This window comes from Sulfurimonas sp. NW15, assembly GCF_051132285.1.
GTDB classification, from domain to species: Bacteria; Campylobacterota; Campylobacteria; order Campylobacterales; family Sulfurimonadaceae; genus Sulfurimonas; species Sulfurimonas hydrogeniphila.
The window spans coordinates 1,752,315-1,777,612 of record NZ_CP093237.1 but is presented as its reverse complement, the minus strand read 5'-3'; the positions used below and the strand labels follow the sequence as shown (position 1 = coordinate 1,777,612).

The following is a 25,298-nucleotide window of genomic DNA, read 5'->3' as shown; positions in this document are numbered from 1 at the left end:
GCATTTACTCAAAGCTAGTTTGCAACAACAACCATAGCTTCTCTCAATGGTCTCTCTTTATATTTGTAACCTTTTTGAAAGGTTTGGACAATCTGTCCGCTTTCAACTTCATCACTGTCAACACTCTGTACGGCATTGTGAATATTCGGATCAAACGGCTCTTCATGTGATACCATTGTTACACCGTGTTTTTCCAGTGCTGTAGTAAATTGCTTGAGTGTAAGTTCAATACCCTCTTTGAGCTTTTCTATAAGTTCCTGAGGTTCGGCATCTGCATTAGCAGACTGCAGGGCCATCTCAAGAGAATCCACTACAGGGATCATATCTTTTGCAAATTTTTCGTTTGCATATTCAACCGCAGTGTATTTTTCACGTTCAAGTCTCTTTTTAATATTGTCAAAATCAGCATGAACACGTGCATACTTGTCTTTTAGTTCTGCCAGTTCTTTTTGCAGTAAATCTAATTCGTTTTCAACTGCTTCAGCTTCAGCAGCGACTTCATCATTCTCTATTTCGTTATTATTTGTATTTTCTTTTTCAGACATAATGATTCATATCTCCTTTTTCTTGAAAAGATAACGTATTATACACATTGAGTGTAATAATGTCAAGTAATGGTTGTGTGATTTATATAAAATAACTTTAGTCACATCCTGTCAAGTTTGTTTTCATCTTCTTAAAACTGTAATGAAGCTTCACTTGAGTATTATTATACTACAAATTTATGGAGAAATATTATGAAATATTTAACTTGGTTCTTTATTGGCGTTGTAGGTATATTTATTTTCGTGTATGTCATACTCTTTACAGGCTTTGGCAATTCATTGATAAAACCCGCTATAGAGAGTAAAATCAGAGAAGAGACGAAACTTGATTCTAAACTAAAGGTTTTTTCTTTATCAATGAGTGATTTTCAAATAATTTTGCAATTAAATGAGAACAATACAATTAAAGCTGCAGGAACCTATTCGATTCTTTCAAAATCTTTTGATATACAATACAGTGTTGATTTAGGAGAACTGGCAACGCTGCAGCCTTTGACTGTAATGCAGTTGCAGGATGCCTTTTTTACAGAGGGAAGGGTACAGGGGAATGACAAACTGTTTACTGTTTTAGGAAAGAGTGATGTTGCCAAAAGTAAAACAGACTACAAAATTGTTATGACAGACTTCAGTCCCACTGCAGTTATTGCCAAAGTAGCGCGTGCCGATTTAGCCTCTTTACTGCATATGATCAATCAAAAACCGTATGCGAGTGCCCAGGTGAATCTGAATGTCAATTTTACAAACATTACGCCGCATCAACTTGACGGTGATATTCTTCTTGTTACAAAAAATGGAAAATTAAACGCAAGCGTGATGAAAAAAGATTTCAATATTACTATTCCTCCAACAGCATTTGCAATGAATTTGGATGCAAAGCTCAAAGGCGATGCAATTGATTATAGATATAATCTCAATTCTAACCTTGCCAAAATGACATCGCAAGGCAATATAGTTCCGGCACCGTTACATGTAAAGGCAAAATACGCATTACATGTAAAAGAGCTGGCTGTTTTAAAACCGATAACTTCGGCTGATATAAGAGGAAAATTAAATCTCAACGGAACAGTAGTCGGCAATAAAGAAGAAATGATTCTCAAAGGAAAAAGTGACTTGGCTGCTTCAAACACAGCATTTACAGCAACACTGCATGATTTTGCACCCAAAAGCATTGAAGCGGATATAAAAGGTCTCAAGCTTCAAAAACTGCTTTATATGCTCAAACAGCCTCATTATGCAGATGCGCTGTTTACCATGCATGTGAACATCAGCAATGCTGATCCGAAAAATCTGCAGGGTGTTGTGACATCTCAGATTACAAAGGGGCTGGCAGACACAAGGTACATTACCCAAGCGTATAAATTTAAAAGTATGATGCCAAGAACAAAGTTTCATGCTGAAACCCATACAGTACTCAGTAAGAATATCATTGACACGAAATTAAATTTTTCTTCAACGCTTGCGAATTTTGTGATTAAAAAAGCACGTTTTGATACAAAAGAGGCTTCTTTGCAGACGGACTATACCGTAAAAATTCCTAATCTTGAGCAACTCTATTTTGCAACGCAACGGCATCTCAAAGGTGCTTTGGCTGCCAATGGAATACTGAAAAAAGCAAAAGATTTGGATTTTACACTTTTTTCAAATATAGCCGGCGGCAAACTTGATGCAAAACTGCACAATGATGACTTTGTTGCAAATTTAAAATCACTGCAGACTTTGGATGTTCTTGATATGCTGCTGTATCCTAAAATATTCAAGGCCTCTGTAGACGGAAAATTTCTTTATAATCTCGCAGATGAAAAAGGTGACTTTAAAGGATTGCTTTTCGATGGTACGTTTATGCCTAACCAGGTACTTGACTTGACAAAAAAATATGCACATATAGACCTGTATAAACAGCGTTTTAAAGGAGATGTAGATGCAAAAATAAAGAAAGAAAAAATTGTTGCCTCGTTGGATTTAAAGTCAAATACATCTTCCATTGTGGCAAAAAATACAAAAATTGACACAAAAGCCAATACAATTGATGCAAAAATTGATATTAATGCGAACGGCAATCCTTTGAGTGTTACGCTAAAAGGAAATATCAACAGACCGAAAATCGGGGTAGATGCAAAGCAGATTATCAAAAAGGAGGCAACAAAAGCGATTAAAAAAGAGATACAAAAAAGAATAGGAAAAGATGTCGGAAATCTGTTGAAAGGATTATTTTAGACTTACATCAGTCAGGGTAAGGCAAAAACTGACGGTTTGGCCCTGTTCTTCAACTTTTGTACAGGCCTGTGCAAGTGTTTGCCCTGTTGTGATAATATCATCAACTAAAATGATACTCTCATCATCTTTGAACTTTTTCAGTTGAAAGTTTCTTGGATTTTCCTGTCTGAATTGTTTGCTTTTACCCGAATACGAAACACTGTTTTGTGCCCGAAGTTTATTGTAAAGCGGACGGATATTGTATGTTTTAAGTGCATGGTTTAACAGTGCTGTGTGCGAATAGCCACTTGTACTTTTGTCATCTATTGCCAAAGAGAGATATTTCTCTTTTGTATGAAATTCTTTGGCAAATTTTTTAAAGCTGAGTTTTGCTAAAATAGTATAAATATAAAAACCGATATCGGTATGTTTCGTAAACAACAGTTCTTTTATCTCCTCATATTTGTAAAAAGAGAGGATGTCGGTACCGTTAGGGAGTTTTCTTCTGTAAAGAGCAGGGGAGAGAAAGTTTGTCTGGCAGGCGGAACATATGTGTGTAAAAGTATAACTTTCACACACTATACATTTCATAAAATCTGCTTTAGTCCATTTTTAAAACAGACATAAAAGCCTCTTGCGGCAGCTGCACCTTGCCTATGGATTTCATTCGTTTTTTCCCTGCTTTTTGTTTTTCAAGGAGTTTGCGTTTACGGGTAATATCTCCACCGTAACATTTGGCAGTAACATTTTTTCCCATTGACTTGACTGTTTCCCGGGCTATGACCTGATTGCCCAGTGATGCCTGTACGGCTACTTCAAAAAGCTGACGGGGAATAAGCTCTTTCATATTTTTTACAAGTGTTCGCCCGCGAGAAAGCGCAGAGGTTCGCGGGACAATTACACTGAGCGCATCCACGACCTCTCCGGCAACTTTGACATCAAGTTTGACAAGGTCGCCCTCTTTGAATTCGGTCGGTTCATAGTCAAAAGAAGCATAGCCTTTTGAAATGGACTTGAGCGTATCATAAAAATCCACGACTATTTCATTCATAGGTATTTCATACTCAAGCATTACTCTTTCTTCGTTGAGATAGGTCATTTTGTTTTGGATACCTCGTTTTGAGACCAAAAGATTCATGATATTCCCTAGATACTCACTGGGGGTTATCACTGTGGCTTTCACATAAGGCTCTTCGATTCTGTCAATATGATTGATTTCGGGCAATTCTGACGGGTTTTGCACTTTTACCATCTTCCCGTTATTAAGGTACACATGGTAGACAACCGAAGGGGCTGTGGCAATTAGATCAAGTCCGAATTCTCTCTCCAGACGCTCTTTGATGACTTCCATATGCAGCATACCCAAAAAGCCTACACGAAAACCAAAACCGAGTGCTATAGATGTTTCAGGTTCATAAGAGAGGGAGGAGTCATTGAGTCTGAGTTTGTCAAGTGCATCTCTTAAGTCTTCAAATTTGTCGGTATCTATAGGGTAGAGTCCGGCAAATACAAAAGGTTTAGCAGGTTCGTAATCTCCAACCGGTTGGGCAGTGGGATTTTTCGCATCAGTGATGGTATCACCGACACTCACCACACTTACCTCTTTAAGCCCTAAGACTACAATGCCGATTTCACCACTCTTTATAGCCTGTGTTTTGATTTTTTTCAAAGGATGCGGATATAATAAATCAAGGACTTGATGCTCTTCACCGTTTGACATCAGTTTAATCGTCTGATTTTTTCTAATTTCTCCGTCAAAAACACGTACAAGTGCCAGGGCACCAAGGTACTGGTCAAACCAGGAGTCATAAATAATTGCTTTGGTAGGTGCATCCGGATCACCGACAGGTGCCGGAATTCTCTCAACAATGGCATCAATAAGGTCACGAATCCCGACGCCTGTTTTTGCACTCACAAGGACAGCATCTGTGGCATCAATACCTATAGAAGTTTCTATCTCTTCGGCGACTTTATCAGGATCGGCGGCAGGAAGGTCAATTTTATTAATAACGGGAATGAGTTCAAGGTCGTTGTCAAGCGCCAAATAGACATTGGCAATTGTCTGTGCCTCAACACCCTGTGCGGCATCAACGATAAGCAGGGCTCCGTCAGAAGATGCCAAAGATTTACTCACTTCATAAGAAAAATCAACATGACCCGGTGTGTCTATAAGATTGAGAATATAATGTTCCCCGTCTTTGACATAGTCAAGGCGAACGGACTGTGCCTTGATGGTAATGCCGCGTTCCTGTTCTATATCCATGGTATCCATCATCTGTGTACCCATTTCTCTCTCGGTAACAGAACCGCACTCTTGTATGATTCTGTCAGCCAAGGTGCTTTTTCCATGGTCAATATGGGCAATGATTGAGAAGTTCCTAATATTTTTCAATGATACTCCTATGCAAAAAGACTGTTCACACTCTCGTTGTGATAGACTCTGCGAATTACTTCGGCAAAAAGTGGTGCAACACTCAAGACTTTTATTTTTGAATGAGGTTTTGATTCTAAGGTATTGGTTATAATGAGCTCATCAAGCTCACCGTTCTCAAGATTCTGGTAAGCATTTCCACTGAGAACACCGTGTGTAGCGCATGCCATCACAGAAACAGCTCCTTTGTTCTTAAGAGCAGTGGCCGCTTTGACCATTGTTCCTGCCGTGTCAACCATATCGTCTATCATAATAACATCATGTCCCTCGACATTTCCGATGATATTCATGACTTCACTTTCATTTGCTTTTTCACGGCGTTTGTCAACGATAACCATTTCAAGACCCATTCGGGATGCAAAGTATCTCGCACGCGCAACCCCGCCGATGTCAGGAGAAGCAATAATAGGATTTTTGAGGTTTTTGCTTTTTATATACTGCTCAAAGGTAATAGAACCGTAAAGATTGTCAACCGGAATATCAAAAAATCCCTGAATCTGTCCGGCATGCAGGTCTATAGTTACGACTCTGTCTATGCCGGCAGTTTCATAGAGGTTTGCTACAAGCTTAGCCGTAATCGGGACACGGGGAGCCGCCTTTCTGTCTTGTCTCGCATAACCGTAGTAGGGAACAACAGCGGTAATACTTGAAGCTGATGAGCGTTTGAGGGCATCAGTCAAAATTAACAGTTCCATAAGATTGTCATTTGAGGGAGCACCGGTTGACTGTACGATAAATACATCACGACCACGGACAGATTCTGCAATCTGGACCGAAATTTCACCGTCGCTAAACTTTTTAACATCAGCTTTCGCTAAGGGAATATCTAAAATACTACAAATTTCTTTCGCAAAATCAACACTGGCAGATCCTGCAAAAATTTTATAACCACGCATAGGAGTTCCTTCTTGGAAAAATTAATGTTGTATTATACAGCAATTGTACTGAGTATATGTTAAAGTTCTTGGCACTTTTGACAAAGTCCGGATAAAACCAGGTCGGCTTTGTCAATTTTAAAATGAGAAGTCTGTGAAGCGAGTTGGGCAGTTTGTGACAGGTCCAGTACAATATCCTGAATTGTATGACATTGTCTGCAGATTACATGGGAGTGTGTTTCTTTTGTCAGTTCAAATACTGATTTCTCATTTGGAATTTTTACTTCCTGTATAAAAGCATTCTCCATCATAAGATTAATATTTTTATAAATAGTAGCCAGTGAGATAGAATTGAATTTTTTCAGCATGACTTCATACAGGTGCTCTATTGTCATGTGTCCATTGTCATGAAGTGCATTTGCAATTTCCAGTCTTTGCGGTGTTGCTTTTAAATGATGTTGACGTAATATATCTGTATAATTATTCATAATAGAATTATACACTACAAATATTTAAAAATAGTTTTCTAAAGCAGTTTTTGTAATCGGATTAAGCTGGAAAAGAGAATCGCGCTTTTGTCACCACTTGAACTTTTCATCTGAAGTTCACTGTTTAAGAGTAATTCATGCAGTTTTGCATATGTCTGCGGTTTTATTTTAATTGCAGCAGAGGCTTTTTGTTCTACCACAAAAGAGGGTGCAGGGTAACCTAAAATTTCTAAAGCATTAGGCGCACCGTTTATTCGGATATATATGTTAAACATATAAAGCTGTGTCAAATAGGCGGTAATTGCTGTAATAATTCTTATTTCATCTTCGCCATGTTCGAGTATATTAAGTAAATCAGGACGAAAATCTTTTTTGTCAAGCAGTTTTGTTATAAAGTCGTCAAGGTTGATACTTGCAAGTCCATATACCAGATTGTCAACATCTTTTGTTGTAATGGCTCTGTCATAAACACGAAACTTTTCTATTTCATTCGATGCAAGCGCAACATCTCCATTGTGAATTTTTAAGAGATGGGAAATTGTAAATTTATCAATATTGACATGCTTTTCTTGGGCAAGGGCATAAATAATATTTTGTGCTTCATACTCTTTTGGGTGAAAAAATCTTACACTCATGACATTTGTTTTGGCAAAAGCTTTTTTATTGTTGTAGGTTTTATGGTCTGATCCGTAATAGGCATAGACAAAAATATTTTCTGTATTTTTGTCACATAAGGATAAAAACAGATCAAGCTCTTTTTTGGGAATTTTTTTTTCGCTTTTTATGACAAGGATATTTCTGTCTCCAAAGAGTGAACCCTGCGAGAGATGTGCCTTTGCAGAGTTAAAATCATATTCGTCATGGTAATAGCTGAGAATATTTGCTTCTTCTATATTTGTCAGCATTTTTGTATACATATCTATCAAGAAGGTACTTTCTCCAAAAAAGATAAAGCTGTTGGAGATACTCTTGTTTTGTATATGTTTGTCAAACTCGTTTTTATACATTGTTTTCTATTTTCCCGACTACAGAGGCATATATTCGGGCTCTTGCTATATTCACTTTATCAATGCGAACAATGACATCTTCAAAAAGTGTTACATCCGCACCCGATGTAAAATGCAGTCTTGCACCTATGATTTTATCATGCAACTGGGCACGCAGTTCCGGATCTGTAGAGGTAATTCTTGCTTTAAACTCTTTGTGCAGGTTTTGTTCTGCCCATCTTGCATATTTGCGTGCTTTGTATTCGGACTCTATAATCATAGCCTCACGCTCTTTTTCACTGATAGCCATACTGAGTGATTCTATATTTCTTAAAACATAAGACTGCTCCTGTGTGTCGCCTCTGTTAATCGCTTTTAAAAGTCTGTGCACAATTAAATCACTGTACCTTCTTATGGGTGAGGTGAAATGGGTGTACTCTTTAAAACCCAGTCCAAAGTGCCCGACATTTACAGGGGAGTATCGTGCCTGCATCTGGGACTGAATAATCAGTGTATCCACTTCCGCTTCAATACCCATCTCTCTGGCCTGTTTTTGGATGGAGTCTATTGTTTCTTTGATAGTGTTTTTTATCTCTACATGTATGCCTATGCCGGCTAACTCCTGGTAAAGCTTCTGAAGTTTTGCCTGACTTGGCGGTTCGTGGATTCTAAAAAGCCCTCTTTTGTAACGTTTTGCCGCTTCTTTGTTTGCTAAGAGCATACAGTCCTCTATAAGTCCGTGAGAAGGTGTCTCCTGGGCAAGGGTTGTGGCGACAAGGTTTGTGTTTTCATCCAGAGTCATCTCTATTTCTGTAGAATGAAAGTCAAAACCTTCCTGCAGACGTTTTGCCCGTAATCTGTCGGTAACTGTTTTGAGCTTTTTTATCCAGGCAAATATCTCTGTTTCTTCTTCTGTTTTTGCCTGCAGCTTATTTTCTAAAAAGAGGTCAATCTCTTCATAGTTAAATCTTCTGTCAGAGTGCATAAGTGCCTCATACACTTCAGATTTTACGACTTCAAGAGTTTTTACATCAAGTTTGATTTCAAATACATAAGCAAGTCTGTCTACATGGGGTTGAAGGGAACATAAAGTTTCGCTGAGTTCTCTCGGGAGCATAGGAATAGAACGATGCGGCAGGTAAATAGAAAAACTTCTGTAGATTGCTTCGGTATCTATGGGACCAAAAGGTGTGACATATTCACTGACATCTGCGATAGCAACATAAAGGGTTGTGTTCTTGTCATCCCAGTAGATGGCATCGTCAAAATCTTTTGCAGTCACAGGGTCTATTGTACAAAATGTCAAATCTCTTAAATCTTTTCTTTTTGGATACTTTGAAGCATCAACAGGCTGAAAAGAGCGAGCGATTTTTAAAACTTCCTCATCAAATGCATCATGCTTGTTAAACTGGGCAAGGACAATTTTCTCATCAGATTTCGGGTCTTTGATGTTGCCTATTTTTTCCATGATTTTATTTTCATTGTTGTCAACTTTAAAAAGGTCACCCACTGCATAGTTATTGAGCTCTTCTGTTGACATCTCAGCACCGACGGGATACTCGGTTTTAAGATCAACTAAAGATTTGTGTCCCTCTTTTTCTATGATGTAGGCGACACTGTAAGTCTGTTCTTTTCCGACTATTTCTACTATTTTGGCACTCGGTTGTCCTCTGTGCCCTAAAAGTCTCTGAGCAATAACCAAATCCCCTTCATTGGCAAGTCCGAGATTGTTTTCATTGATATAGAGGTCTTTAATATTCTCGCCTATTACATGTAAATAGGCTGTTCCTTTTTGGACAAGTCCTAAAACTCCGGCACGGTATTTGGAATTGAATTTGTATATATTATGCTTGTGTGTCAGGTATTTTTTTGCAAGCCATTCGCGTACTACAGGAAGTTCCTCTTCCGTGATGTCTTGTTCATTGAGTCCATGAGTGAGTCGTATAAGTAGTGATTTCAATGCATTTAACTCTTTATATGTTCCAGGGCTTGATCGAAACTCTCCATATCAAGTCCGTATTTTTCTATTAACTCTTTTGCAGCTTGAATGCTCTCGTTTGTGATTACACCGTTTATAGGAACAGTGATACGAACTACATGAAGAATCTGTGCAGCTTTTTTATCTTCTTCCTTGGCTGCATCGGGGTTTTGACAGTTGCGTATAACATCAACAAGTCCCTCTTCAAATTTCCATTGTGCAAATATTGTAGCACTGACTTCAGGTGTATCTACACCTACAATCTCTTTTTCGGCAGCTTCAACATCCTGTAACTCCTGCATAACTGCTTTGAACTCTGCTTCTTTTTTGTCCGCTATAATCTGCTGTGCAATAAGTACTTTTCCGATTTCTACCAAAAAGGCAGCAGGGGATAAAATACCCATAAGCCTGTTTTCTCTTTTTAGACACCAGGCCGTAGTAAGCGCATGCTGTTTTTTTGAGAGTTCAGAGAACATTTCGTTTGTAATGCCGTAGGGCGACAAATCAAGATCAAAGCTTTTTTTCACGATTGAAGCTAATGCAAATCCGCGAACAGTACCCATACCAAAGAGACCGACTGCCTGACTGATAGCATTTATTTCTCTGGAGAAACCGTAAAGCGGTGAATTTGCCGCTTTAAGGATATCGGCTGTCAAAAGAGGGTCTTTTTCTAAAATTTTTGCCATATCATTAAATGTAGAGTTTGGATCTTTGTAAACTTTCTCTATTTGAAGAGCAGATTCCGGAAGTGGCGGGAGTTGCTTGATTTTTTTTAATATATCTTCAGTCATTTAATTTCTCTCTTGTTAAATATAGTCTTTGTAGTGTAATTATAGTCTCAATAGCTAAATACATACTGAAGTAATCATTTTTCTTGATGTTTGTTTACAAAAAACTGTTATTATTTTTCATAAAAATTTTAGAAGGAAACAGATATGCAAAATGATGCAATGTTGACGCAACTGCGATATGTACCAAATGAAGCTTTGGTGCAGCAACTCAAAAGAATTCAAAAAAATACTCCGGGATATGAAAAAATAGAGAAGCATATTTTGGATTTAAATGATCATCTCAAAGTAAATAATGCCTATGTCGCTTTATCCAATACAAAAGATTACTTTAAAATAAAAGTAGAGTCACCTACTCCTGAGTTAGCACAGGAAGCACATGAAAAGATAGAGCATTTCAGCAGAAAATTCAAGGTAAAAACAGACAAATTACCAAATAAAGAAACATATTATATTATAGGGTACGAGCATTAGGAACAGCAGTTGATGAAAGAACCTATGAGTATCGAAGGGTATGATAAACTTACAGAAGAGTTTAAATATCTGCTCGAAGTTGAAAAACCCAAGGTGGCGCATGAAAAACTTGTAGCTGCCGCACTTGGTGACCGAAGTGAAAATGCTGACTATCAGGCGGCAAAAGAGAAATTGCGTTTTATTGACAAAAGGCTTTTTTATCTCAACAAAATGATTCAAAACTCACAAATCATTGATCCCTCTTTACATGTACATGAACGTATTTCTTTTGGAAGTACCGTTACATTGGTTGATCTTGAAACCGATAAAGAAGAGGTGTATACTTTATGCGGTGTGCTTGAGAGCGAACCGGAAAACGGACTGATATCCGTTCATTCTCCTATAGCAAAAGCATTGCTTGGCAAAAGTGCAGGCGACGAGGTCAAAGTCAGGTTGCCAAATCAGATAAAAGAGTATGAAATTGAAAAAATAGAGTATAAAAATATCTTTTCTCTGAAAAAGAATATTCGCACAAAAAGTGATTTTTCTTTTCATTAAAACAACTTTTACCATTGCTTGGATATAATTCATTTTTAAAAACCAATTTTTAGGAAACCCCCGTGAGCCAACAATTACAAAACATTGATGAACAGTTAGCCAACCATAAGCTTTCGCAAGAAGACTATATACATATTAAAGAGATCTTAGGACGTGAACCGAATTTGGTTGAATTAGGTATATTTTCAGCCATGTGGAGTGAACACTGTTCGTATAAGTCTTCCAAAGTCCATTTAAAAGGGTTTCCTACAAAAGCACCATGGGTTATTCAGGGACCTGGTGAAAATGCCGGTGTTATTGATATTGGTGATGGATATGCGGCAGTTTTTAAGATGGAGTCACATAATCATCCGAGTTTTATAGAACCCTATCAGGGCGCGGCAACCGGTGTCGGCGGAATTATGCGTGATGTTTTTACAATGGGTGCCCGTCCTGTGGCAAACTTGAATGCACTGCGTTTTGGCAATATTTTGAACAAAGATGATATTTCCAAGCATCAGCGTTATTTGGTGCGCGGTGTCACTGAGGGAATCGGCGGTTACGGCAACTGTATGGGTGTTCCGACCATCGGCGGTGAAACCAGTTTTGATGAGTGTTACAACGGAAATATTCTTGTCAATGCTTTTACTCTGGGAATTGCAAAAAGTGACGAAATATTTTACGGCAAGGCAGAGGGGACAGGAAATCCAGTCCTTTATGTAGGTGCTAAAACAGGTCGTGACGGTCTTGGCGGAGCTGTTATGAGTTCGGACAGTTTTACCGAAGAGAGCAAATCTTTGCGTCCGACGGTTCAGGTAGGGGATCCTTTTACCGAAAAACTGCTTTTGGAAGCATGTCTGGAGCTTTTTAAAACGGATCATGTCATCGGAATCCAGGATATGGGAGCTGCCGGACTTACATCTTCTTCTTTTGAGATGGCGGGACGTTCAGGTTCGGGAATGATTATGCACCTTGACAAGGTTCCTGCGCGCGAAGAAAATATGACTCCTTATGATTTTATGCTCAGTGAATCGCAAGAGCGTATGCTTTTGTGTGCCAAAAAAGGTTCAGAACAGGCTATTATCGATATTTTTGAAAAATGGGATCTGGATGCTGCAGTTATAGGCGAGGTAACAGATACCGGAAAAATGGAGCTTTTTTGGCATGGAGAAAAATGTGCTGAGGTTCCTGTTGACCCTGTTAGTGAAGAAGCTCCGGAACTGAACCGTCCTATGAAAAAACCTGCTTACCTTGATGATATTCACAAAGTAAGTATTGATGATTTTGACAGAGTGTCAAATCAGGAAGCGTTTGAAAAACTGACAAAATCTATGGAAGTAGTTGATAAATCATGGATTTATACACAATATGATTCTATGGTACAGACAAATACTGTTAAAAACGGAGGCATGCTTGATGCTTCCGTCATCCGCGTAAAAGAGAATAAAAAAGCTTTGGCAATGTCAGCTGACTGTAATGTGCGTTATTGTTATATAGATCCGAAAATGGGAGCAGCGGCAGCGGTTGTTGAATCCGGGCGTAATGTTGCCATGAGCGGAGCAAGACCGTTGGCAATTACCGACTGTCTTAATTACGGAAATCCGGAAAACCCTGAAGTTATGTGGCAGTTTGGCCAAGGCTGTTTGGGTATAAAAGAAGCATGTGCAGAGCTGACAACTCCGGTCATTGGCGGAAATGTTTCTCTTTATAATGAAACAAACGGTGTTTCTGTTTTTCCAACGCCTTCTATTGCAACCGTAGGTGTGAATGATGATGAAAACAATGTGTTAATGTCAAGTTTTCAATCTGAGGGAAATGCGCTTTATCTGATAGGCGAAAGCAAATCAGAATTCGGCGGTTCTTTATATATGAAAGAGCTTTACGGTACTGTTGCCGGAGTTATACCTGAAATTGACTACAAGAAAGAGCTTGCACTTTGGGATTTGGTTATAGAAGCAAACAAAAAGCATTTGCTGGAGTGCGCAAAAGATGCAAGCAGCGGCGGTGTTGCAATAGCATTAGCGAAAATGGCAGCCACAAGCGGACTTGGCTGCGATGTAGATATGAGTGTTGCTGATGATCGGGATATCTTTGCAGAAAGTATGAGTCGAGCCATTATTGAAGTAAAGTCTGAAAACTGTGAAGCTTTTGAAGCGATGCTTGATGAATCAATGTCTGTTGAAAAAATTGGAACAGTCGGCGGAGATACTGTACGAATAAATGATGTAAATATGAGTATAAAAAGCCTCAAAGAGAATTATTTTACTACTTTTAGAAAAATAGTTGAACAAGATTTATAGTAATAGCAAAATCTTATAAAACTTTAATCCGTTTAGGTATATAATAATCACGAAAATATCACAAAGGAAAAGATAAATGAGAAAAAACATAATTACTGCAATAATTGCACTGAGTGTTGCATTTTTTGCAACAGGATGTTCTACAATGCATATGGGCTGGGTGGCAGTTACGAGTCAACACAAACTTGACGACAAAGCTATGGATGCGTATGATGAAATGTTTACAAAAGTTGCAAAATACGGTGACCCTGCACGTGCAATGATGAAAGAGTGGAAGGTTGAAGAAGGTGTGAGCGGTGATGATGTAAAAGAGTCAATAGCTGCACTTACTGAAGAGTATAACATGAGACTTACAGGCTATGTTAAGATGTATACAAAAGAGGATGCAAAACCAAATGAAGTGGCAGAAGCAAGAATCTGGTCTTTGTGTAACCTTACGACTGCAAAAATATTCTTGAATTATTCACGTTATTATGGTGGTTTTATGCCATGTAGAATTATGTATGTTCGTTATGGTAATGGAGACGCTTTCTTAATCAGTATGGATATGACTCTTGCAATTCATGGCGGATACCCGTTACCTCCAAAAATGCTGGAAGCTGCTTTAAAAGTAAAAGACGCAATGGAAGGAATTCCTGCTCGTGCTGCACAAGGTGATTTCTAGTCACCTGTTGCTTCTGGAGAGTTTATAAATTTTATAAGCTCTTCATCTAACTGATAGGGTGTATTCACAACCGCATCAATCTCTTTATACCTGAACCCCTCTTTTGTATAACAAACAATAGTTTCGTTTTTATTATCCAGCAAAGCATCTATCGCATACGTAATAAATTTATATGCCATAAGTCTGTCTTTTACTGTCGGATTTCCTCCGCGCTGCAGGTGACCAAGTACATTTACTCTTGATTCAATGCCGATTTTTTCTTCAAACCATCGTGCTATCTCTTCAGAATCCTCATTTATCCCCTCTGCTACAATAGCAATAAAATATCTTCGTCCGTTTTGTATCTCTTGTTTGAATTTTTGCTCATACGCGTTTAAATTATAGGCTGTTTCAGGAATTAAACAAAGCTCAGAACCGGATGTCAAATGAGATACAAGTGCAAGGTAACCGCATTTGTTTCCCATGGTCTCAATAATGAAAGCCCTTTTGAAAGAAGATGCCGTATCTCTGATGGAGTCTATTGAGAATTTTATCATATTGAGTGCCGTATCTACTCCTAAACAGTAGTCTGTGCCTGAAATATCATTATCAATAGTAGAAGGAATACCGCAAAACTTTATGTTATGCTCTTTGTAAAACTGATGTAAACCACGAAAAGAACCATCTCCCCCAAGCACAATAAGCATTGTTACATGTAATGCATCAAGGTTTTGTTTTGCTATGTTTCTATACTTCTCCTGCATAAATCTTTTGCTTCTGGCACTTCCTATTTTAGTGCCTCCACGGTTAATAATGCCCGAAACATCACAATAACTCGCTTTATGAATATTGTTGTCAATCAGTCCTTCGTATCCGTCATACACGAAGTAGGGCGTTAAATTATTTTGTAAACTGTATTCAACAAATCTTTTCAATGCCGGATTCATGCCGGAGACATCTCCGCCAGAACAGAGTATGGCAATATTTTGCTTCATTATAGCTTCCTTAAATTGTTTTTTTAAGTTTACCATCTTCTAAACTCTATTTGGATAAAATAGCAGTAATATTTTAAATCAAGGCGTCAAATGAAAAAAAGAGCATTAGTAAGTGTAAGTGATAAAAACGGTGTTGTAGATTTTTGTAAATCATTGGTAAAAAATGAGTATGAGATAATTTCTACCGGCGGAACATACAGGTTGTTGAAAGAAAATGGGGTGGATGCTATTGAAATTGATGAGATAACAAAGTTTCCCGAATGTTTTGAAGGGCGTGTGAAAACTTTAAATCCTTTTGTTCACGGTGGGATTTTGCATCGTCGTGACAAACAGTCACATTTGGACCAGGCAAAAGAGCTTGGGGTTGAAGCGATTGATCTGGTATGTGTCAACCTTTATCCGTTTAAGGAAACAATAGAAAAAACGGATGACTTTGATGAAATTATAGAAAATATTGACATCGGCGGTCCGGCAATGGTTCGCTCGGCTGCAAAAAACTTTGATGCTGTTCTAATTGTAACAAATGTACAAGATTATGACATCGTTATTGATGCGATTGAGAATGAAAAAAATACAAAAGAGTTTCGCCGCGGTTTTATGATTAAGGCGTATGAACATACTGCAGCCTATGATTCAATGATTGCAAACTACATGAATGAACGTTTCAACGAAGGTTTCGGCGAAAAACAGTTTATTGTAGGCAATAAAGTAATGAACACTCGTTATGGTGAAAATCCTCATCAAAAAGGTGCCCTCTATGAATTTGACAAACATTTTTCAAATAATTTTAAGACACTCAAAGGCGAAGCAAGTTTTAACAACCTAAATGATTTAAACGGTGCGGTTAAAATTGCAGCTGCCTTTGGGGATGAAAATGCTGTTTGTATCTCAAAACACGGTAATCCCTGTGGCTTTGCAATTAAAGATACATTACTCGAAGCATATACAGAAGCACTCAAATGTGACCCTGTATCTGCTTTTGGCGGTGTGGTTGCCGTTAATGGCACAGTTGACAAAGCATTGGCAGAAAAAATGAATGAAATATTTATTGAAGTGATTATAGCAGGACGTATTACCGAAGAAGCACAGGAAGTATTTGCAGCAAAGAAAAGAATTAAACTTTTTGAGATGGGTGCGGAGAAGTTGATTTTGGCAAATGATACAAAAGATTTTAAACATATTGACGGCGGATTTATTTTTCAGGACGCGGACAGGGTGCAGGATGATGAAGTGAAAAATGCAAAACTTATGAGTAAAAATGCAGCAACACCTGAAGAGATGAAAGATCTTGAAATTGCCTATAAGGTAGCATCCCTGACAAAATCAAACTGTGTCGTTTATGTGAAAAATTCCGCAATGGTTGCTGTCGGTATGGGAATGACCAGCCGTGTAGATGCTGCACAGTGTGCGCTTAAAAAAGCAAAAGATATGGGGCTTGACGTAACAGGCGCAGCCCTTGCCAGCGAAGCATTCTTTCCGTTTCGTGACTCTATAGATGCAGCCGCGGCAGCAGGAGTTAAAAATATTATAGAACCAGGAGGCTCTATTCGCGACGAAGAAATAATAGCTGCAGCCGATGAATTTGGTATGAGTCTCTACTTTTCAGGTATCCGCCACTTCTTACATTAAATCTATCAAGGTTCCTTTACCTTGATTGACATACACTCAAGTAATATGATATAATTCCACTAATGAGAATCTATGAATAATTAAATAAGTTAGAAGGAATAAATATGAGCAAATCATTATACGAAACATTGGAAGTATCTCCAAATGCAAGTGAATCAGAAATCAAAAAAGCCTACAGAAAGTTAGCCCGCAAATACCATCCGGATGTTAATAAGGATCCGAGTGCGGAAGAAAAATTTAAAGAAATAAATGCAGCCTATGAAGTGCTGAGCGACAAAGAGAAAAAAGCACAGTATGATCAGTACGGTGATGCAATGTTCGGTGGTCAGAATTTCCATGATTTTTCTCAAAGTCAGGGTGGAAATGTAGACCTTGATGAAATACTGCGTCAGATGTTTTCCGGTGGCGGCGGATTTGGAGGTTTTAGCGGTGCAGGAGGCGGAGCCTCTGGCTTCAGCAGTTCCGGATTTGGCGGAGGGCAACGCTATCAAGAACCAAACCTTGATATAGAAGCAAATGTAACCATCCCGTTTGCCGTAGCAATCTTAGGCGGCTCTCACTCTGTTTCTGTAAACGGCGAGCGTTTTGACATCAAAATTCCTGCCGGTGTAAAAGACGGTGAGAGAATGCGCGTCAAAGGCAAAGGCCATGCACAAAACGGCAGAGTCGGAGACCTCTTTTTGCGCATACATGTAGCACCGAGTCCGGAGTATGAGAGAGAGGGAGATGATTTAGTCAAAACTATTGATGTGCCTTTGTATGCGGCACTTTTTGGTGACAAAATATCTGTACAGACTCTGGAAAAAGAGATTAAACTTAAAATACCGCAAAATACGAAAAACGGACAGCGCTTTCGTGTCAAAGGCATGGGGGCTATGAATCGTAAAACGAAACAAAGAGGTGATTTGTATCTAAAAGCAAATATTGTATTGCCAAAAGTTGAAGATCTGGATCCTGAATTAGTAAAAATTATGAAAGAAAAATTACCAAAGACAGTATAAAAGGAGGGTATTGCTATGCACCATTATGATGAACCAGTCTATTTAATAAGCATTGTTGCAAAAATATTAGATATACACCCTCAAACTCTACGACAGTATGAGAGGGAAAACTTAATAAATCCATCTCGTTCTGACGGACGAATACGACTCTACTCGCAACGGGATATAGATAAAATTAAATTAATTTTGCGATTGACACGTGAACTGGGTGTGAACCTTGCAGGTGTGGATATTATTCTTAATTTGAAAGAAACAATAGATGCAATGGAAAAAGAGATAGCAGAACTTCGTCACGAAGTTGAAGTAGTCAAAAATGCACATTCTGTTGCTCCGGAAAAGTCACTTGTCACGAAAAAGAGTTTATATGAGATGATAGTTTTTAAAGAGTAGAAGATCTACTCTTTGAGTCTTTGTATATTGGCACCGACCTGGTAAAGTTTTTTCTCAAGTGAGTCATATCCACGATCCAGGTGGTAGATGCGGTGTACATGTGTTTCTCCAGTTGCAACAAGTGCAGCGAGAACCAATGCGCTTGATGCACGTAAATCCGTTGCCATGACATCAGTCCCACACAGATTGCTTTTTCCACTCACTGTTGCAATATGACCGTTTAATGTTATATCTGCACCCATACGCTGTAATTCACTGACATGCATAAATCTGTTTTCAAAAAGTCGTTCTTCTATAATTGAAACACCGTCTGCCTGTGTTGCAAGTGCCAAAAACTGTGCCTGCATGTCTGTTGGAAATGCGGGATATTCCTGTGTGACAATTTTAACAGGTTTGATATGCGCGGCAGGGTGAATTGTAATTGTGGTGTCTGTGAGGGTAAAAGTACTGCCCATCTCTTCGAGTTTGGATAAAACTGCGCCCAAATGTTTCGGTTCAACATTCGTCAATGTGAGTTGCGATTTTGTAATGGCCCCCGCACAAAGGTATGTTCCGGCTTCTATCCTGTCCGGAATGATAGAAAACTCATTGATATTGAGCAGTTGTCCGTCTGTACCGTGTATTTCGAGTATTGCTGTGCCTATGCCGTTGATTTTCACGCCGCTGGCATTGAGTACTTCGCATAATTGGACAACTTCAGGTTCTCTGGCTGCATTTGTAATCGTTGTTACCCCCTTGGCAAGAGCGGCGGCCATAACAATATTTGCAGTACCTGTAACGGTGACTTTGTCAAAAATTATTTCACATCCGTGCAAGCCATTTGGCGTTCTTGCTTCGATGTATCCTGCTTTAATAGCTATTTTTGCACCCATCTGTTCCAAGGCTTTAAGATGCAGATCAATTGGACGCTGTCCAATTGCACATCCTCCGGGTAAAGAGACTTCACAATGCCCAAAACGTGCTAAAATCGGTCCTAAAACCAAAATAGAAGCACGCATGGTTTTTACTATATCATAGGTGGCTTTTGTTTCGTGTAGATCAAATGTATTGACGATAACACTTTCTTGCGAAAATTCACAGGTTGCACCAAGATTTGACAGGAGTTTTAAAAGCGTTTTTATATCTACAACCTGTGGTAAATTTTTCATATGTACACTGTTTTTGGCCAGTATGCACATAGCAATAAGAGGTAGAGATGCATTCTTTGCACCTGAGATATTTATAGTACCTTCGAGTGAAGCACTGTTTTTTATTTTTAAATAATCCATAGGTCTCTTTGTATTTTCATAAATTTTATAATTGGCATTATATCTAAGGGCACCTCTAAAAACCCTGATATATCTCAACATTATAGCAAAAGTGCTAATGCAAGGCAAAACTATGCAGGAGCTACGAGTAGCTTCTCTTTTTGGTTTTGAGGTATATCAGGGTTTTTAGAGATGCCCTGATTAATATGATTACTCAACTTTCGCACATAGATTTCAATAAATTTACGAACTTAAGTTGAGTCTAAAAGCCCATAAATAGCCACTTTTTAGTATAATTTTGTTCCTACAACATCATTATAAAGGCTATTTTATGGAGCTTGCAAATTATATCAATTATGCTATGAAGAGTTTATTAAAGAATCCAATACTTGAAGTGCTTCAAGAGATAAAAATCACAAAGATTTTAAAGCAAAGTAACTTCATAAAAAGAGAAGTTGGATATCCACCCTTTCAAATAATTCTGCATTTTCTCTATATGCTTGTGATGCAGAAACGCCAATCAAGCTTTATCAAACAGAGTGAGAGTGCATTTGGTAAAGATGCCTACTATCGATTTATAAAAGAGAGTCGTTATAACTGGCGAAAACTTTTACTCTTAAGCACAACAGCACTTTTGCAAAAGATAAAACCACTGTATAAACAGGGTGAACATCGTCTGCTTATTATTGATGACACAGTAGAGCCAAAGAGAGGCAAACTCATTGAAGGTAGCTGCAAATATATATGGAGCAATAAAGAACACCGAACCATCAATGCACTCAATATAGTATCTCTCAATTATGCAGATTCACATTCAACTTTTCAACTTGACTTTTCTTTTCGGATGAATGATAGCAGAAGAAAAGATATATCAGAGTTTACAACAAAACTTCATCACAGAAGCAACGCTCATCAGCGAAAAAATGAGATTACCAAAGGTAAAAACATCCTTGCAATTGAGATGCTCGAGCGAGCCTTAGATAACGGTGTAGAAGCTGATTATCTCCTTATAGATAGTTGGTATGCTAAACCAAATTTTATTCAACAGGCAGAGAATTTAGGTATGCCTGTGATTGCAAGATTGCCGAACAACAACCTCATTTGGAATTTTAAAGGTAAAAATAAAACTCTCAATACGATCTATGACAGTTTAAAAAATATCCGCCACAAACAGAGTGGCAAGCACGGTAAAATTTCTTACAAATACTTTGATAAAATTGTAGAGCATGCTGTTTTAGGCAAGGTGAAGTTGGTATTTCTTCATACAGGTAAAGATTTACTTGTTTTTATCTCTACAGACTTGCAACTCTGTGCTAAAGAGATTTTAGCAACTTATAAAAAGCGATGGAATATTGAACAAGGCTATAAAGACTTACGAAACCTCTTTGGTTTGGGTCAAGAGGAGAATAGAATCTATGAAGCACTCATTGCAAAAATTACACTCTCAATGTTTGCATATAACATTGTAAGCTATATCAACCGCTTAAAACATGAGCCTCAAACACTTGGGGAACTCTTTAGAGATTTAGAATGTGAACTTGAATCCTTGGCAATATCGATGCAACTTTTTATAAAAATACTCACAAAAATCTCTGAAATACAAAATGTTGTCAAGGACAATAAAAATTTCTTACAGATTATCGCTGTTCTCAGTGCTTATACACAAAAAGAGTTAGGTTTTATGTGCGAAAGTTGAGATGATTATATAAACAGTTTATTTTTGATATACTTAATTTTTTAAAGGATTTACACATGAGTTCCGCATTAGACAGATTGAAACATTTAACAAATAAAATTTCCAGTTATGAGACGGCGAGAAAGCAAAATTTAAAAATATTACAAAAGCTGTTTGGGGAGTTGGATATAGACAAAAAAGTAGCAAAATTTGAAGATTTATTTCATTTTAAAGCTGTGAACCTTTCGGGTGTATCGCTAAATGAGGAGGATCTTGGTACAATTAAAAAAGGAAAATATTTACAGATTTTAGCAATTCATTATGACAAAAACGCAATACAAAAAAGTAAAAATATCTCTTTGGCCTATTTTGGAAGAGTTGAGAATGTTGCCACTGAACTAAAAGAGAAGGTAGTGGAATTTGTCATTCGCTACAGGTTTGAAAAAAGTTTTATGACACTTGAACATTATCATGATATGCTAAATAGATTCGGGCAGGAGAATGAGTAGATTTTATTTTTTTATATGGTTGCAGTGGGCGGTAAAACTGACATTGTATACAGCGTTGCTGACTTTTTTTATTGCTGCTTTTATAACACTGGTAATATATATAAGCCAGGGAACAACAGGTACATTAGACAATGAAATAACAAGGGCACTTTTGACTATATTTAAATTCTGGTTTATGGTGTCATGGAATTTTGCGCTTTTGATTGTTTTATTTAGAAGTCTGAAATATATTTTTAATAAATGCATAAAAGGGTATGTGTTTGTCCTGTTAGGTTGTCCCAAAGAAGAGACGAATGAAGAAACAGGAGAGATTATAGATGAGATTGGATATGGTGATTTGTTGAAAGTATGGCGAAAATGGTTTATGCTGATGATATGGACAGTTGCAGGAGAAATGATTGTGGCAGTGATTGTTATGAAGCTTTTTAGCTCATATGAGAGCGTGTTTACATGGTTTAATATGTATGTTCTGCATATATTTATACTAATTGCCGGTTTTTTTTCTTTCATTGTCCTCAGTGTAAAATGTAAAAAAGTTCAGGTAAAAAAATGTTGATTTTTACAGATGTGCAGACTACAGGGATTGAAGCAGGCGATGTTGTGTGCTCCGTTGCATTATTAAAAGATGAAAAGGTATTTTACGAACTTATAAACGAAGGAAAAAAGATACCGCCGTCAGCTTCAAGTATTCATCATATTACAAATGAAATGATCAAAGATAAAAAGCTTTTTAAAATGACGCAAGTATATGAAATATTACAAAAAAACAATACTTTTGAAAATACTTTAATTGCACATAATGTACAATTCGTTTTGGAAAAATTTGCTGTTTCGGGTCTGCAATGGCAAGGAGCTGTAATAGATACATTAAAAGTCACAAAACATCTTATCAAAGAGTGCGAACAGTTTTCATTGCAGTTTTTACGCTATGAACTCAAGCTGTACAGACAAGAGAATGCGCTTAAACAGCAGTATGGAATTAAAGATGCTTTATGCTCCAATAATGCACTCAATGATGTATTTGTAACAAAATTATTGTTTGAATATCTGCTTGAGTATGCAACAGTAGAAAAGATGAAAGAATTAAGTTTTCAAAAAGTGCTTTTAGAAAAATTTCCCTTTGGAAAATATATGGGAAAATATATAGAAGAGATAGTCCAACATGATATTAATTATGTGAACTGGATGTTGTGTCTGGAAGATTTGGATGAAGATTTAAAGTACTCGCTTGAGTATTATTTGAGAGGATAGTTTTATGAAAGTAGCTGTTGAATGCCAGTCTCCGCTTTTGCAAAAGTCATTAGAACTTTTTTTGGCAAAGTATTTAAGTTCATCAAAAAAAAGTGACATAATCATTCGTGATGAAGAGTGTTTGAATGAGAGCCGATGTTTTTATATTTCAACGAAAGAAGGAGCAGACTTATTGAAACCTTTTTCAAAGTCACAGCTTATTTTGGCCTTGGAAAAAAAATATAATGAACTCTATCCTGAGAGTACAAATACTCAGCCTGAAGATGAGAACACGAGTGAGAGAATGAACTTTGAAGTATTGGAAAAAAGAATTGAGTTGTTAACAAAAGAGTATCAGGAAAATATTCTAAGAGCGGTGAAAGCATTTTATGAAAAGTAAACAACTGAGCAAGAAGATTATTGCAGGAAAATATAAGGGAAAAAAACTTTTGCTCCCGTCAAAAGTCACTACACGAAGTTCCAAGTCTATAGTTTTGGAATCTTTTTTTAATACTTTACAGTTTGATATAGTTGATGCAAACTTTGTTGAAGTTTTTTCAGGAAGTGGATCAATAGGTCTTGAAGCACTCAGCCGTGGTGCAAAAAAAATATACTTTATGGAAAAAGACAAAGAAGCATTAAAAACACTTCAAAAAAATATTTCACAGACAGACCCGTCTGCCTGTGAAGTCTTTGCCGGAGACAGTTTTGAAAATATTGAGTTAGTTCTCTCAAGACTGAAAAAATCGAATGAAGATGCATTCTTCTACATTGACCCTCCGTTCAGTATCCGTGAGGGTATGGAAGAGATTTATGAAAAAACTATGAAACTTATAGAAAAACTGCCTGCCTTACATGTAAAGATGATTATTGTAGAACATATGAGCGGTCTGAAGATTCCTGAACTCTTAGGCATATACAAGGTAAAAAAATCAAAAAAATTTGGGAATACTACGTTAACATATCTTACAAACAATAATATGGAATAAAATTTGCTGGTTTATCTTTACATGTAAGGATTGCTAATGAAATTTATTTTACTGTTTATACTTTTTTTCTCTACTCTTTATGCTACAAAGATATCGGATGTGTCAAATATTGTAGGAGTAAGAGACAATCAGGTTATAGGCTATTCCCTTGTCGTCGGATTGAAAAAAACCGGAGACGGGACTACCTCAAGGTTTACTCTTCAGTCTATCTCCAATATGCTTCGTGCAATGAATATAAACATGGACCCAATTGACATCATGTCGAAAAATGTTGCTGCTGTTGTGGTAACTGCTACTATGAAACCTTTTGCCAGACAGGGTGATAAAATGGATGTGACCGTTTCTTCTATAGGAGATTCAAAATCTTTAGAAGGGGGAACACTTCTGATGACACCTTTAAAAGGGGTTGACGGAAAAATTTATGCTTTGGCACAAGGAGCCATCAGTATAGGCGGACTGAACACAAGAGGTGCAGGAAATGCGTCACACCCTACTACAGGAATTGTTTTTAACGGAGGGATAATTGAAAGAGAAATCAATATTGATCTGTTTCATCAAAAATATGCAACATTATCTCTTAAAGAATCAGGATTCAGGAATGCTGTTGGAATTCAAAAGGCAATTAATGATTATTATCATACACAGTTAGCAATAGCTATGGACTCAAGAAGTATAAAACTGAAATGTCCACAAAATCGTTCTATGATAGAGTTTTTGGCTGAGGTTCAGGAGATCGACATGGATTATCATCCAAAAGATAAAATCATAATAAATGAAAGAACAGGAACAATTGTTGCTGGAGTAAATATAGAACTCAAACCGGTAGTTTTAACACACGGAGATATTACGATAAAGATTGTTGAACAGAAAAAGATTTCAAAGCCTGCAGGTTCAATGAGTGTTGATAATAATCTGGTTATCGGTTTAAACGAGAATGAAGTCTATACCAAAGAGGGAACAACAACAGTGGCAAATCTTGTAAGATCTTTGCAAAAACTCGGAGCTTCACCAAAAGATATTATATCTATACTTGAAGCGATGAAAAGTGCAGGGAGTATATCTGCAGAATTGAAGGTGATATGATGAGTTACTCAATGAATGCTGTCAATGCCCAGGCACAAATGGCTACAGCGAATAAAGCAATACCCAGGATTGACGAAAAGGTGCAGGATAAGGCTCTGAGAGAACAGACAGATGCTTTTGAAGCCGTTATAGTAAAAATGCTGATGGATAATGCGATGAAAGATGATAAGAATCTTTTTTCATCACAAAATGATCCGGGAGATAAAATATATAAATCAATGTACAGAGATGAGCTTTCTAAAGCAAGTGCCGGAAGTTTCGGATTTTCGCAAATGCTTTATGATTATTTATCTCAAAAGAATTCATAAAATCAACTTAATAAGTTCTGGTTAT

The 25,298-nt window shown here is 37.5% G+C and carries 26 protein-coding genes; 16 read left to right on the top strand and 10 right to left on the bottom strand.

Features of this window, described 5'->3' with window-relative positions; genetic code table 11:
• Positions 1-14: 14 nt before the first annotated feature.
• Entirely contained in the window at positions 15-545 is a 531-nt protein-coding gene (gene grpE / locus MLC52_RS09115) for a nucleotide exchange factor GrpE (RefSeq protein ID WP_151899839.1), read from the bottom strand.
• A gap of 192 nt (positions 546-737) precedes the next feature.
• Here grpE and MLC52_RS09110 point away from each other — a divergent pair, with 192 nt between their 5' ends.
• Positions 738-2,759 carry a hypothetical protein gene (locus MLC52_RS09110; RefSeq protein ID WP_434580125.1) on the top strand — a complete coding sequence of 674 codons (2,022 nt, stop codon included), beginning with the start codon at positions 738-740 and terminating at the stop codon, positions 2,757-2,759.
• Here MLC52_RS09110 and MLC52_RS09105 read toward each other — a convergent pair.
• The 7 genes from MLC52_RS09105 to MLC52_RS09075 are packed head-to-tail and all read right to left on the bottom strand — an operon-like array spanning position 2,751 to position 10,287.
• Positions 2,751-3,329, bottom strand: coding sequence for a ComF family protein (locus MLC52_RS09105; protein WP_151899841.1), 579 nt, complete (start codon positions 3,327-3,329; stop codon positions 2,751-2,753). The genes MLC52_RS09110 and MLC52_RS09105 overlap by 9 nt on opposite strands.
• 10 nt (positions 3,330-3,339) lie before the next feature.
• Positions 3,340-5,130 (bottom strand): translation elongation factor 4, encoded by a 1,791-nt coding sequence (gene lepA / locus MLC52_RS09100; RefSeq protein WP_151899842.1) that lies wholly within the window; start codon positions 5,128-5,130, stop codon positions 3,340-3,342.
• 8 nt (positions 5,131-5,138) lie between these two features.
• Positions 5,139-6,065 carry a ribose-phosphate pyrophosphokinase gene (locus MLC52_RS09095; protein ID WP_151899843.1) on the bottom strand — a complete coding sequence of 309 codons (927 nt, stop codon included), beginning with the start codon at positions 6,063-6,065 and terminating at the stop codon, positions 5,139-5,141.
• 59 nt (positions 6,066-6,124) lie between these two features.
• A complete protein-coding gene (locus MLC52_RS09090) occupies positions 6,125-6,532 on the bottom strand; it encodes a Fur family transcriptional regulator (RefSeq protein WP_434580122.1) in 408 nt (135 codons plus the stop codon).
• Between the two features lie 38 nt (positions 6,533-6,570).
• Positions 6,571-7,539, bottom strand: a complete 969-nt coding sequence (gene holA, locus MLC52_RS09085) for a DNA polymerase III subunit delta (RefSeq protein WP_151899845.1) — start codon at positions 7,537-7,539, stop codon at positions 6,571-6,573.
• On the bottom strand, positions 7,532-9,478 hold the full coding sequence (locus tag MLC52_RS09080) for an RNB domain-containing ribonuclease (RefSeq protein WP_434580121.1): 1,947 nt from the start codon (positions 9,476-9,478) through the stop codon (positions 7,532-7,534). The genes holA and MLC52_RS09080 overlap by 8 nt, the downstream gene beginning before the upstream one ends.
• Positions 9,479-9,483: 5 nt before the next feature.
• On the bottom strand, positions 9,484-10,287 hold the full coding sequence (locus MLC52_RS09075) for an HDOD domain-containing protein (RefSeq protein ID WP_151899847.1): 804 nt from the start codon (positions 10,285-10,287) through the stop codon (positions 9,484-9,486).
• A 144-nt stretch (positions 10,288-10,431) separates the two neighbouring features.
• Here MLC52_RS09075 and MLC52_RS09070 point away from each other — a divergent pair, with 144 nt between their 5' ends.
• The 4 genes from MLC52_RS09070 to MLC52_RS09055 all read left to right on the top strand — a co-directional run bounded on the left by MLC52_RS09070 (position 10,432) and on the right by MLC52_RS09055 (position 14,238).
• Positions 10,432-10,758, top strand: a complete 327-nt coding sequence (locus MLC52_RS09070; RefSeq protein ID WP_151899848.1) for a hypothetical protein — start codon at positions 10,432-10,434, stop codon at positions 10,756-10,758.
• A gap of 12 nt (positions 10,759-10,770) precedes the next feature.
• A complete protein-coding gene (gene greA / locus MLC52_RS09065) occupies positions 10,771-11,295 on the top strand; it encodes a transcription elongation factor GreA (protein WP_151901487.1) in 525 nt (174 codons plus the stop codon).
• A 62-nt stretch (positions 11,296-11,357) separates the two neighbouring features.
• Complete coding sequence (purL, locus tag MLC52_RS09060) at positions 11,358-13,574, top strand: phosphoribosylformylglycinamidine synthase subunit PurL (RefSeq protein WP_418640554.1); 2,217 nt, start codon at positions 11,358-11,360, stop codon at positions 13,572-13,574.
• Positions 13,575-13,650: 76 nt separating this feature from the next.
• Positions 13,651-14,238, top strand: a complete 588-nt coding sequence (locus MLC52_RS09055; protein ID WP_151899850.1) for a DUF302 domain-containing protein — start codon at positions 13,651-13,653, stop codon at positions 14,236-14,238.
• Here the strand turns inward: MLC52_RS09055 and MLC52_RS09050 are convergent.
• Entirely contained in the window at positions 14,235-15,212 is a 978-nt protein-coding gene (locus MLC52_RS09050) for a 6-phosphofructokinase (protein ID WP_434580120.1), read from the bottom strand. The two genes, MLC52_RS09055 and MLC52_RS09050, sit on opposite strands and share 4 nt — an antisense overlap.
• A gap of 90 nt (positions 15,213-15,302) precedes the next feature.
• On the opposite strand from MLC52_RS09050, the gene purH reads away from it, so the two are divergent.
• From purH to MLC52_RS09035, 3 genes are all read left to right on the top strand, one after another.
• Positions 15,303-16,841, top strand: a complete 1,539-nt coding sequence (purH, locus tag MLC52_RS09045) for a bifunctional phosphoribosylaminoimidazolecarboxamide formyltransferase/IMP cyclohydrolase (RefSeq protein ID WP_434580119.1) — start codon at positions 15,303-15,305, stop codon at positions 16,839-16,841.
• A 104-nt stretch (positions 16,842-16,945) separates the two neighbouring features.
• Positions 16,946-17,842, top strand: a complete 897-nt coding sequence (locus MLC52_RS09040) for a DnaJ C-terminal domain-containing protein (protein ID WP_434580117.1) — start codon at positions 16,946-16,948, stop codon at positions 17,840-17,842.
• A gap of 15 nt (positions 17,843-17,857) precedes the next feature.
• On the top strand, positions 17,858-18,232 hold the full coding sequence (locus tag MLC52_RS09035; RefSeq protein ID WP_151899854.1) for a heat shock protein transcriptional repressor HspR: 375 nt from the start codon (positions 17,858-17,860) through the stop codon (positions 18,230-18,232).
• A gap of 5 nt (positions 18,233-18,237) precedes the next feature.
• Here MLC52_RS09035 and murA read toward each other — a convergent pair whose 3' ends face one another.
• The gene (murA, locus tag MLC52_RS09030) at positions 18,238-19,500 is read right to left on the bottom strand and encodes a UDP-N-acetylglucosamine 1-carboxyvinyltransferase (RefSeq protein WP_434580115.1); all 1,263 of its coding nucleotides are present in this window, start codon (positions 19,498-19,500) and stop codon (positions 18,238-18,240) included.
• Positions 19,501-19,810: 310 nt separating this feature from the next.
• Here murA and MLC52_RS09025 point away from each other — a divergent pair, with 310 nt between their 5' ends.
• The 8 genes from MLC52_RS09025 to MLC52_RS08990 are packed head-to-tail and all read left to right on the top strand — an operon-like array spanning position 19,811 to position 25,273.
• Positions 19,811-21,175: an IS4 family transposase gene (locus MLC52_RS09025; protein WP_434580113.1), complete on the top strand. Its 1,365-nt coding sequence runs from the start codon at positions 19,811-19,813 to the stop codon at positions 21,173-21,175.
• Between the two features lie 56 nt (positions 21,176-21,231).
• Complete coding sequence (locus MLC52_RS09020; protein ID WP_151899856.1) at positions 21,232-21,663, top strand: hypothetical protein; 432 nt, start codon at positions 21,232-21,234, stop codon at positions 21,661-21,663.
• Entirely contained in the window at positions 21,656-22,219 is a 564-nt protein-coding gene (locus MLC52_RS09015; RefSeq protein ID WP_434580111.1) for a hypothetical protein, read from the top strand. Before MLC52_RS09020 ends, MLC52_RS09015 begins: the two co-directional genes overlap by 8 nt.
• Complete coding sequence (locus MLC52_RS09010) at positions 22,213-22,914, top strand: exonuclease domain-containing protein (protein WP_151899858.1); 702 nt, start codon at positions 22,213-22,215, stop codon at positions 22,912-22,914. The genes MLC52_RS09015 and MLC52_RS09010 overlap by 7 nt, the downstream gene beginning before the upstream one ends.
• 4 nt (positions 22,915-22,918) lie before the next feature.
• On the top strand, positions 22,919-23,293 hold the full coding sequence (locus MLC52_RS09005; protein ID WP_151899859.1) for a hypothetical protein: 375 nt from the start codon (positions 22,919-22,921) through the stop codon (positions 23,291-23,293).
• The gene (rsmD, locus tag MLC52_RS09000) at positions 23,283-23,882 is read left to right on the top strand and encodes a 16S rRNA (guanine(966)-N(2))-methyltransferase RsmD (protein ID WP_434580109.1); all 600 of its coding nucleotides are present in this window, start codon (positions 23,283-23,285) and stop codon (positions 23,880-23,882) included. The genes MLC52_RS09005 and rsmD overlap by 11 nt, the downstream gene beginning before the upstream one ends.
• Positions 23,883-23,918: 36 nt before the next feature.
• Complete coding sequence (locus tag MLC52_RS08995; RefSeq protein WP_151899861.1) at positions 23,919-24,965, top strand: flagellar basal body P-ring protein FlgI; 1,047 nt, start codon at positions 23,919-23,921, stop codon at positions 24,963-24,965.
• The gene (locus MLC52_RS08990; protein ID WP_434580106.1) at positions 24,965-25,273 is read left to right on the top strand and encodes a rod-binding protein; all 309 of its coding nucleotides are present in this window, start codon (positions 24,965-24,967) and stop codon (positions 25,271-25,273) included. The genes MLC52_RS08995 and MLC52_RS08990 overlap by 1 nt, the downstream gene beginning before the upstream one ends.
• The last annotated feature ends 25 nt before the right edge of the window (positions 25,274-25,298 follow it).

Bases quoted from the DNA above. Each gene is read 5' to 3' on its own strand.
- grpE (WP_151899839.1), bottom strand. From the start codon at position 545: ATGTCTGAAAAAGAAAATACAAATAATAACGAAATAGAGAATGATGAA.
- MLC52_RS09110 (WP_434580125.1), top strand. From the start codon at position 738: ATGAAATATTTAACTTGGTTCTTTATTGGCGTTGTAGGTATATTTATT.
- MLC52_RS09105 (WP_151899841.1), bottom strand. From the start codon at position 3,329: ATGAAATGTATAGTGTGTGAAAGTTATACTTTTACACACATATGTTCC.
- MLC52_RS09095 (WP_151899843.1), bottom strand. From the start codon at position 6,065: ATGCGTGGTTATAAAATTTTTGCAGGATCTGCCAGTGTTGATTTTGCG.
- MLC52_RS09090 (WP_434580122.1), bottom strand. From the start codon at position 6,532: ATGAATAATTATACAGATATATTACGTCAACATCATTTAAAAGCAACA.
- holA (WP_151899845.1), bottom strand. From the start codon at position 7,539: ATGTATAAAAACGAGTTTGACAAACATATACAAAACAAGAGTATCTCC.
- MLC52_RS09075 (WP_151899847.1), bottom strand. From the start codon at position 10,287: ATGACTGAAGATATATTAAAAAAAATCAAGCAACTCCCGCCACTTCCG.
- MLC52_RS09070 (WP_151899848.1), top strand. From the start codon at position 10,432: ATGCAAAATGATGCAATGTTGACGCAACTGCGATATGTACCAAATGAA.
- greA (WP_151901487.1), top strand. From the start codon at position 10,771: ATGAAAGAACCTATGAGTATCGAAGGGTATGATAAACTTACAGAAGAG.
- MLC52_RS09055 (WP_151899850.1), top strand. From the start codon at position 13,651: ATGAGAAAAAACATAATTACTGCAATAATTGCACTGAGTGTTGCATTT.
- MLC52_RS09050 (WP_434580120.1), bottom strand. From the start codon at position 15,212: ATGAAGCAAAATATTGCCATACTCTGTTCTGGCGGAGATGTCTCCGGC.
- purH (WP_434580119.1), top strand. From the start codon at position 15,303: ATGAAAAAAAGAGCATTAGTAAGTGTAAGTGATAAAAACGGTGTTGTA.
- MLC52_RS09040 (WP_434580117.1), top strand. From the start codon at position 16,946: ATGAGCAAATCATTATACGAAACATTGGAAGTATCTCCAAATGCAAGT.
- MLC52_RS09035 (WP_151899854.1), top strand. From the start codon at position 17,858: ATGCACCATTATGATGAACCAGTCTATTTAATAAGCATTGTTGCAAAA.
- murA (WP_434580115.1), bottom strand. From the start codon at position 19,500: ATGGATTATTTAAAAATAAAAAACAGTGCTTCACTCGAAGGTACTATA.
- MLC52_RS09025 (WP_434580113.1), top strand. From the start codon at position 19,811: ATGGAGCTTGCAAATTATATCAATTATGCTATGAAGAGTTTATTAAAG.
- MLC52_RS09020 (WP_151899856.1), top strand. From the start codon at position 21,232: ATGAGTTCCGCATTAGACAGATTGAAACATTTAACAAATAAAATTTCC.
- MLC52_RS09015 (WP_434580111.1), top strand. From the start codon at position 21,656: ATGAGTAGATTTTATTTTTTTATATGGTTGCAGTGGGCGGTAAAACTG.
- MLC52_RS09010 (WP_151899858.1), top strand. From the start codon at position 22,213: ATGTTGATTTTTACAGATGTGCAGACTACAGGGATTGAAGCAGGCGAT.
- MLC52_RS09005 (WP_151899859.1), top strand. From the start codon at position 22,919: ATGAAAGTAGCTGTTGAATGCCAGTCTCCGCTTTTGCAAAAGTCATTA.
- rsmD (WP_434580109.1), top strand. From the start codon at position 23,283: ATGAAAAGTAAACAACTGAGCAAGAAGATTATTGCAGGAAAATATAAG.
- MLC52_RS08995 (WP_151899861.1), top strand. From the start codon at position 23,919: ATGAAATTTATTTTACTGTTTATACTTTTTTTCTCTACTCTTTATGCT.
- MLC52_RS08990 (WP_434580106.1), top strand. From the start codon at position 24,965: ATGAGTTACTCAATGAATGCTGTCAATGCCCAGGCACAAATGGCTACA.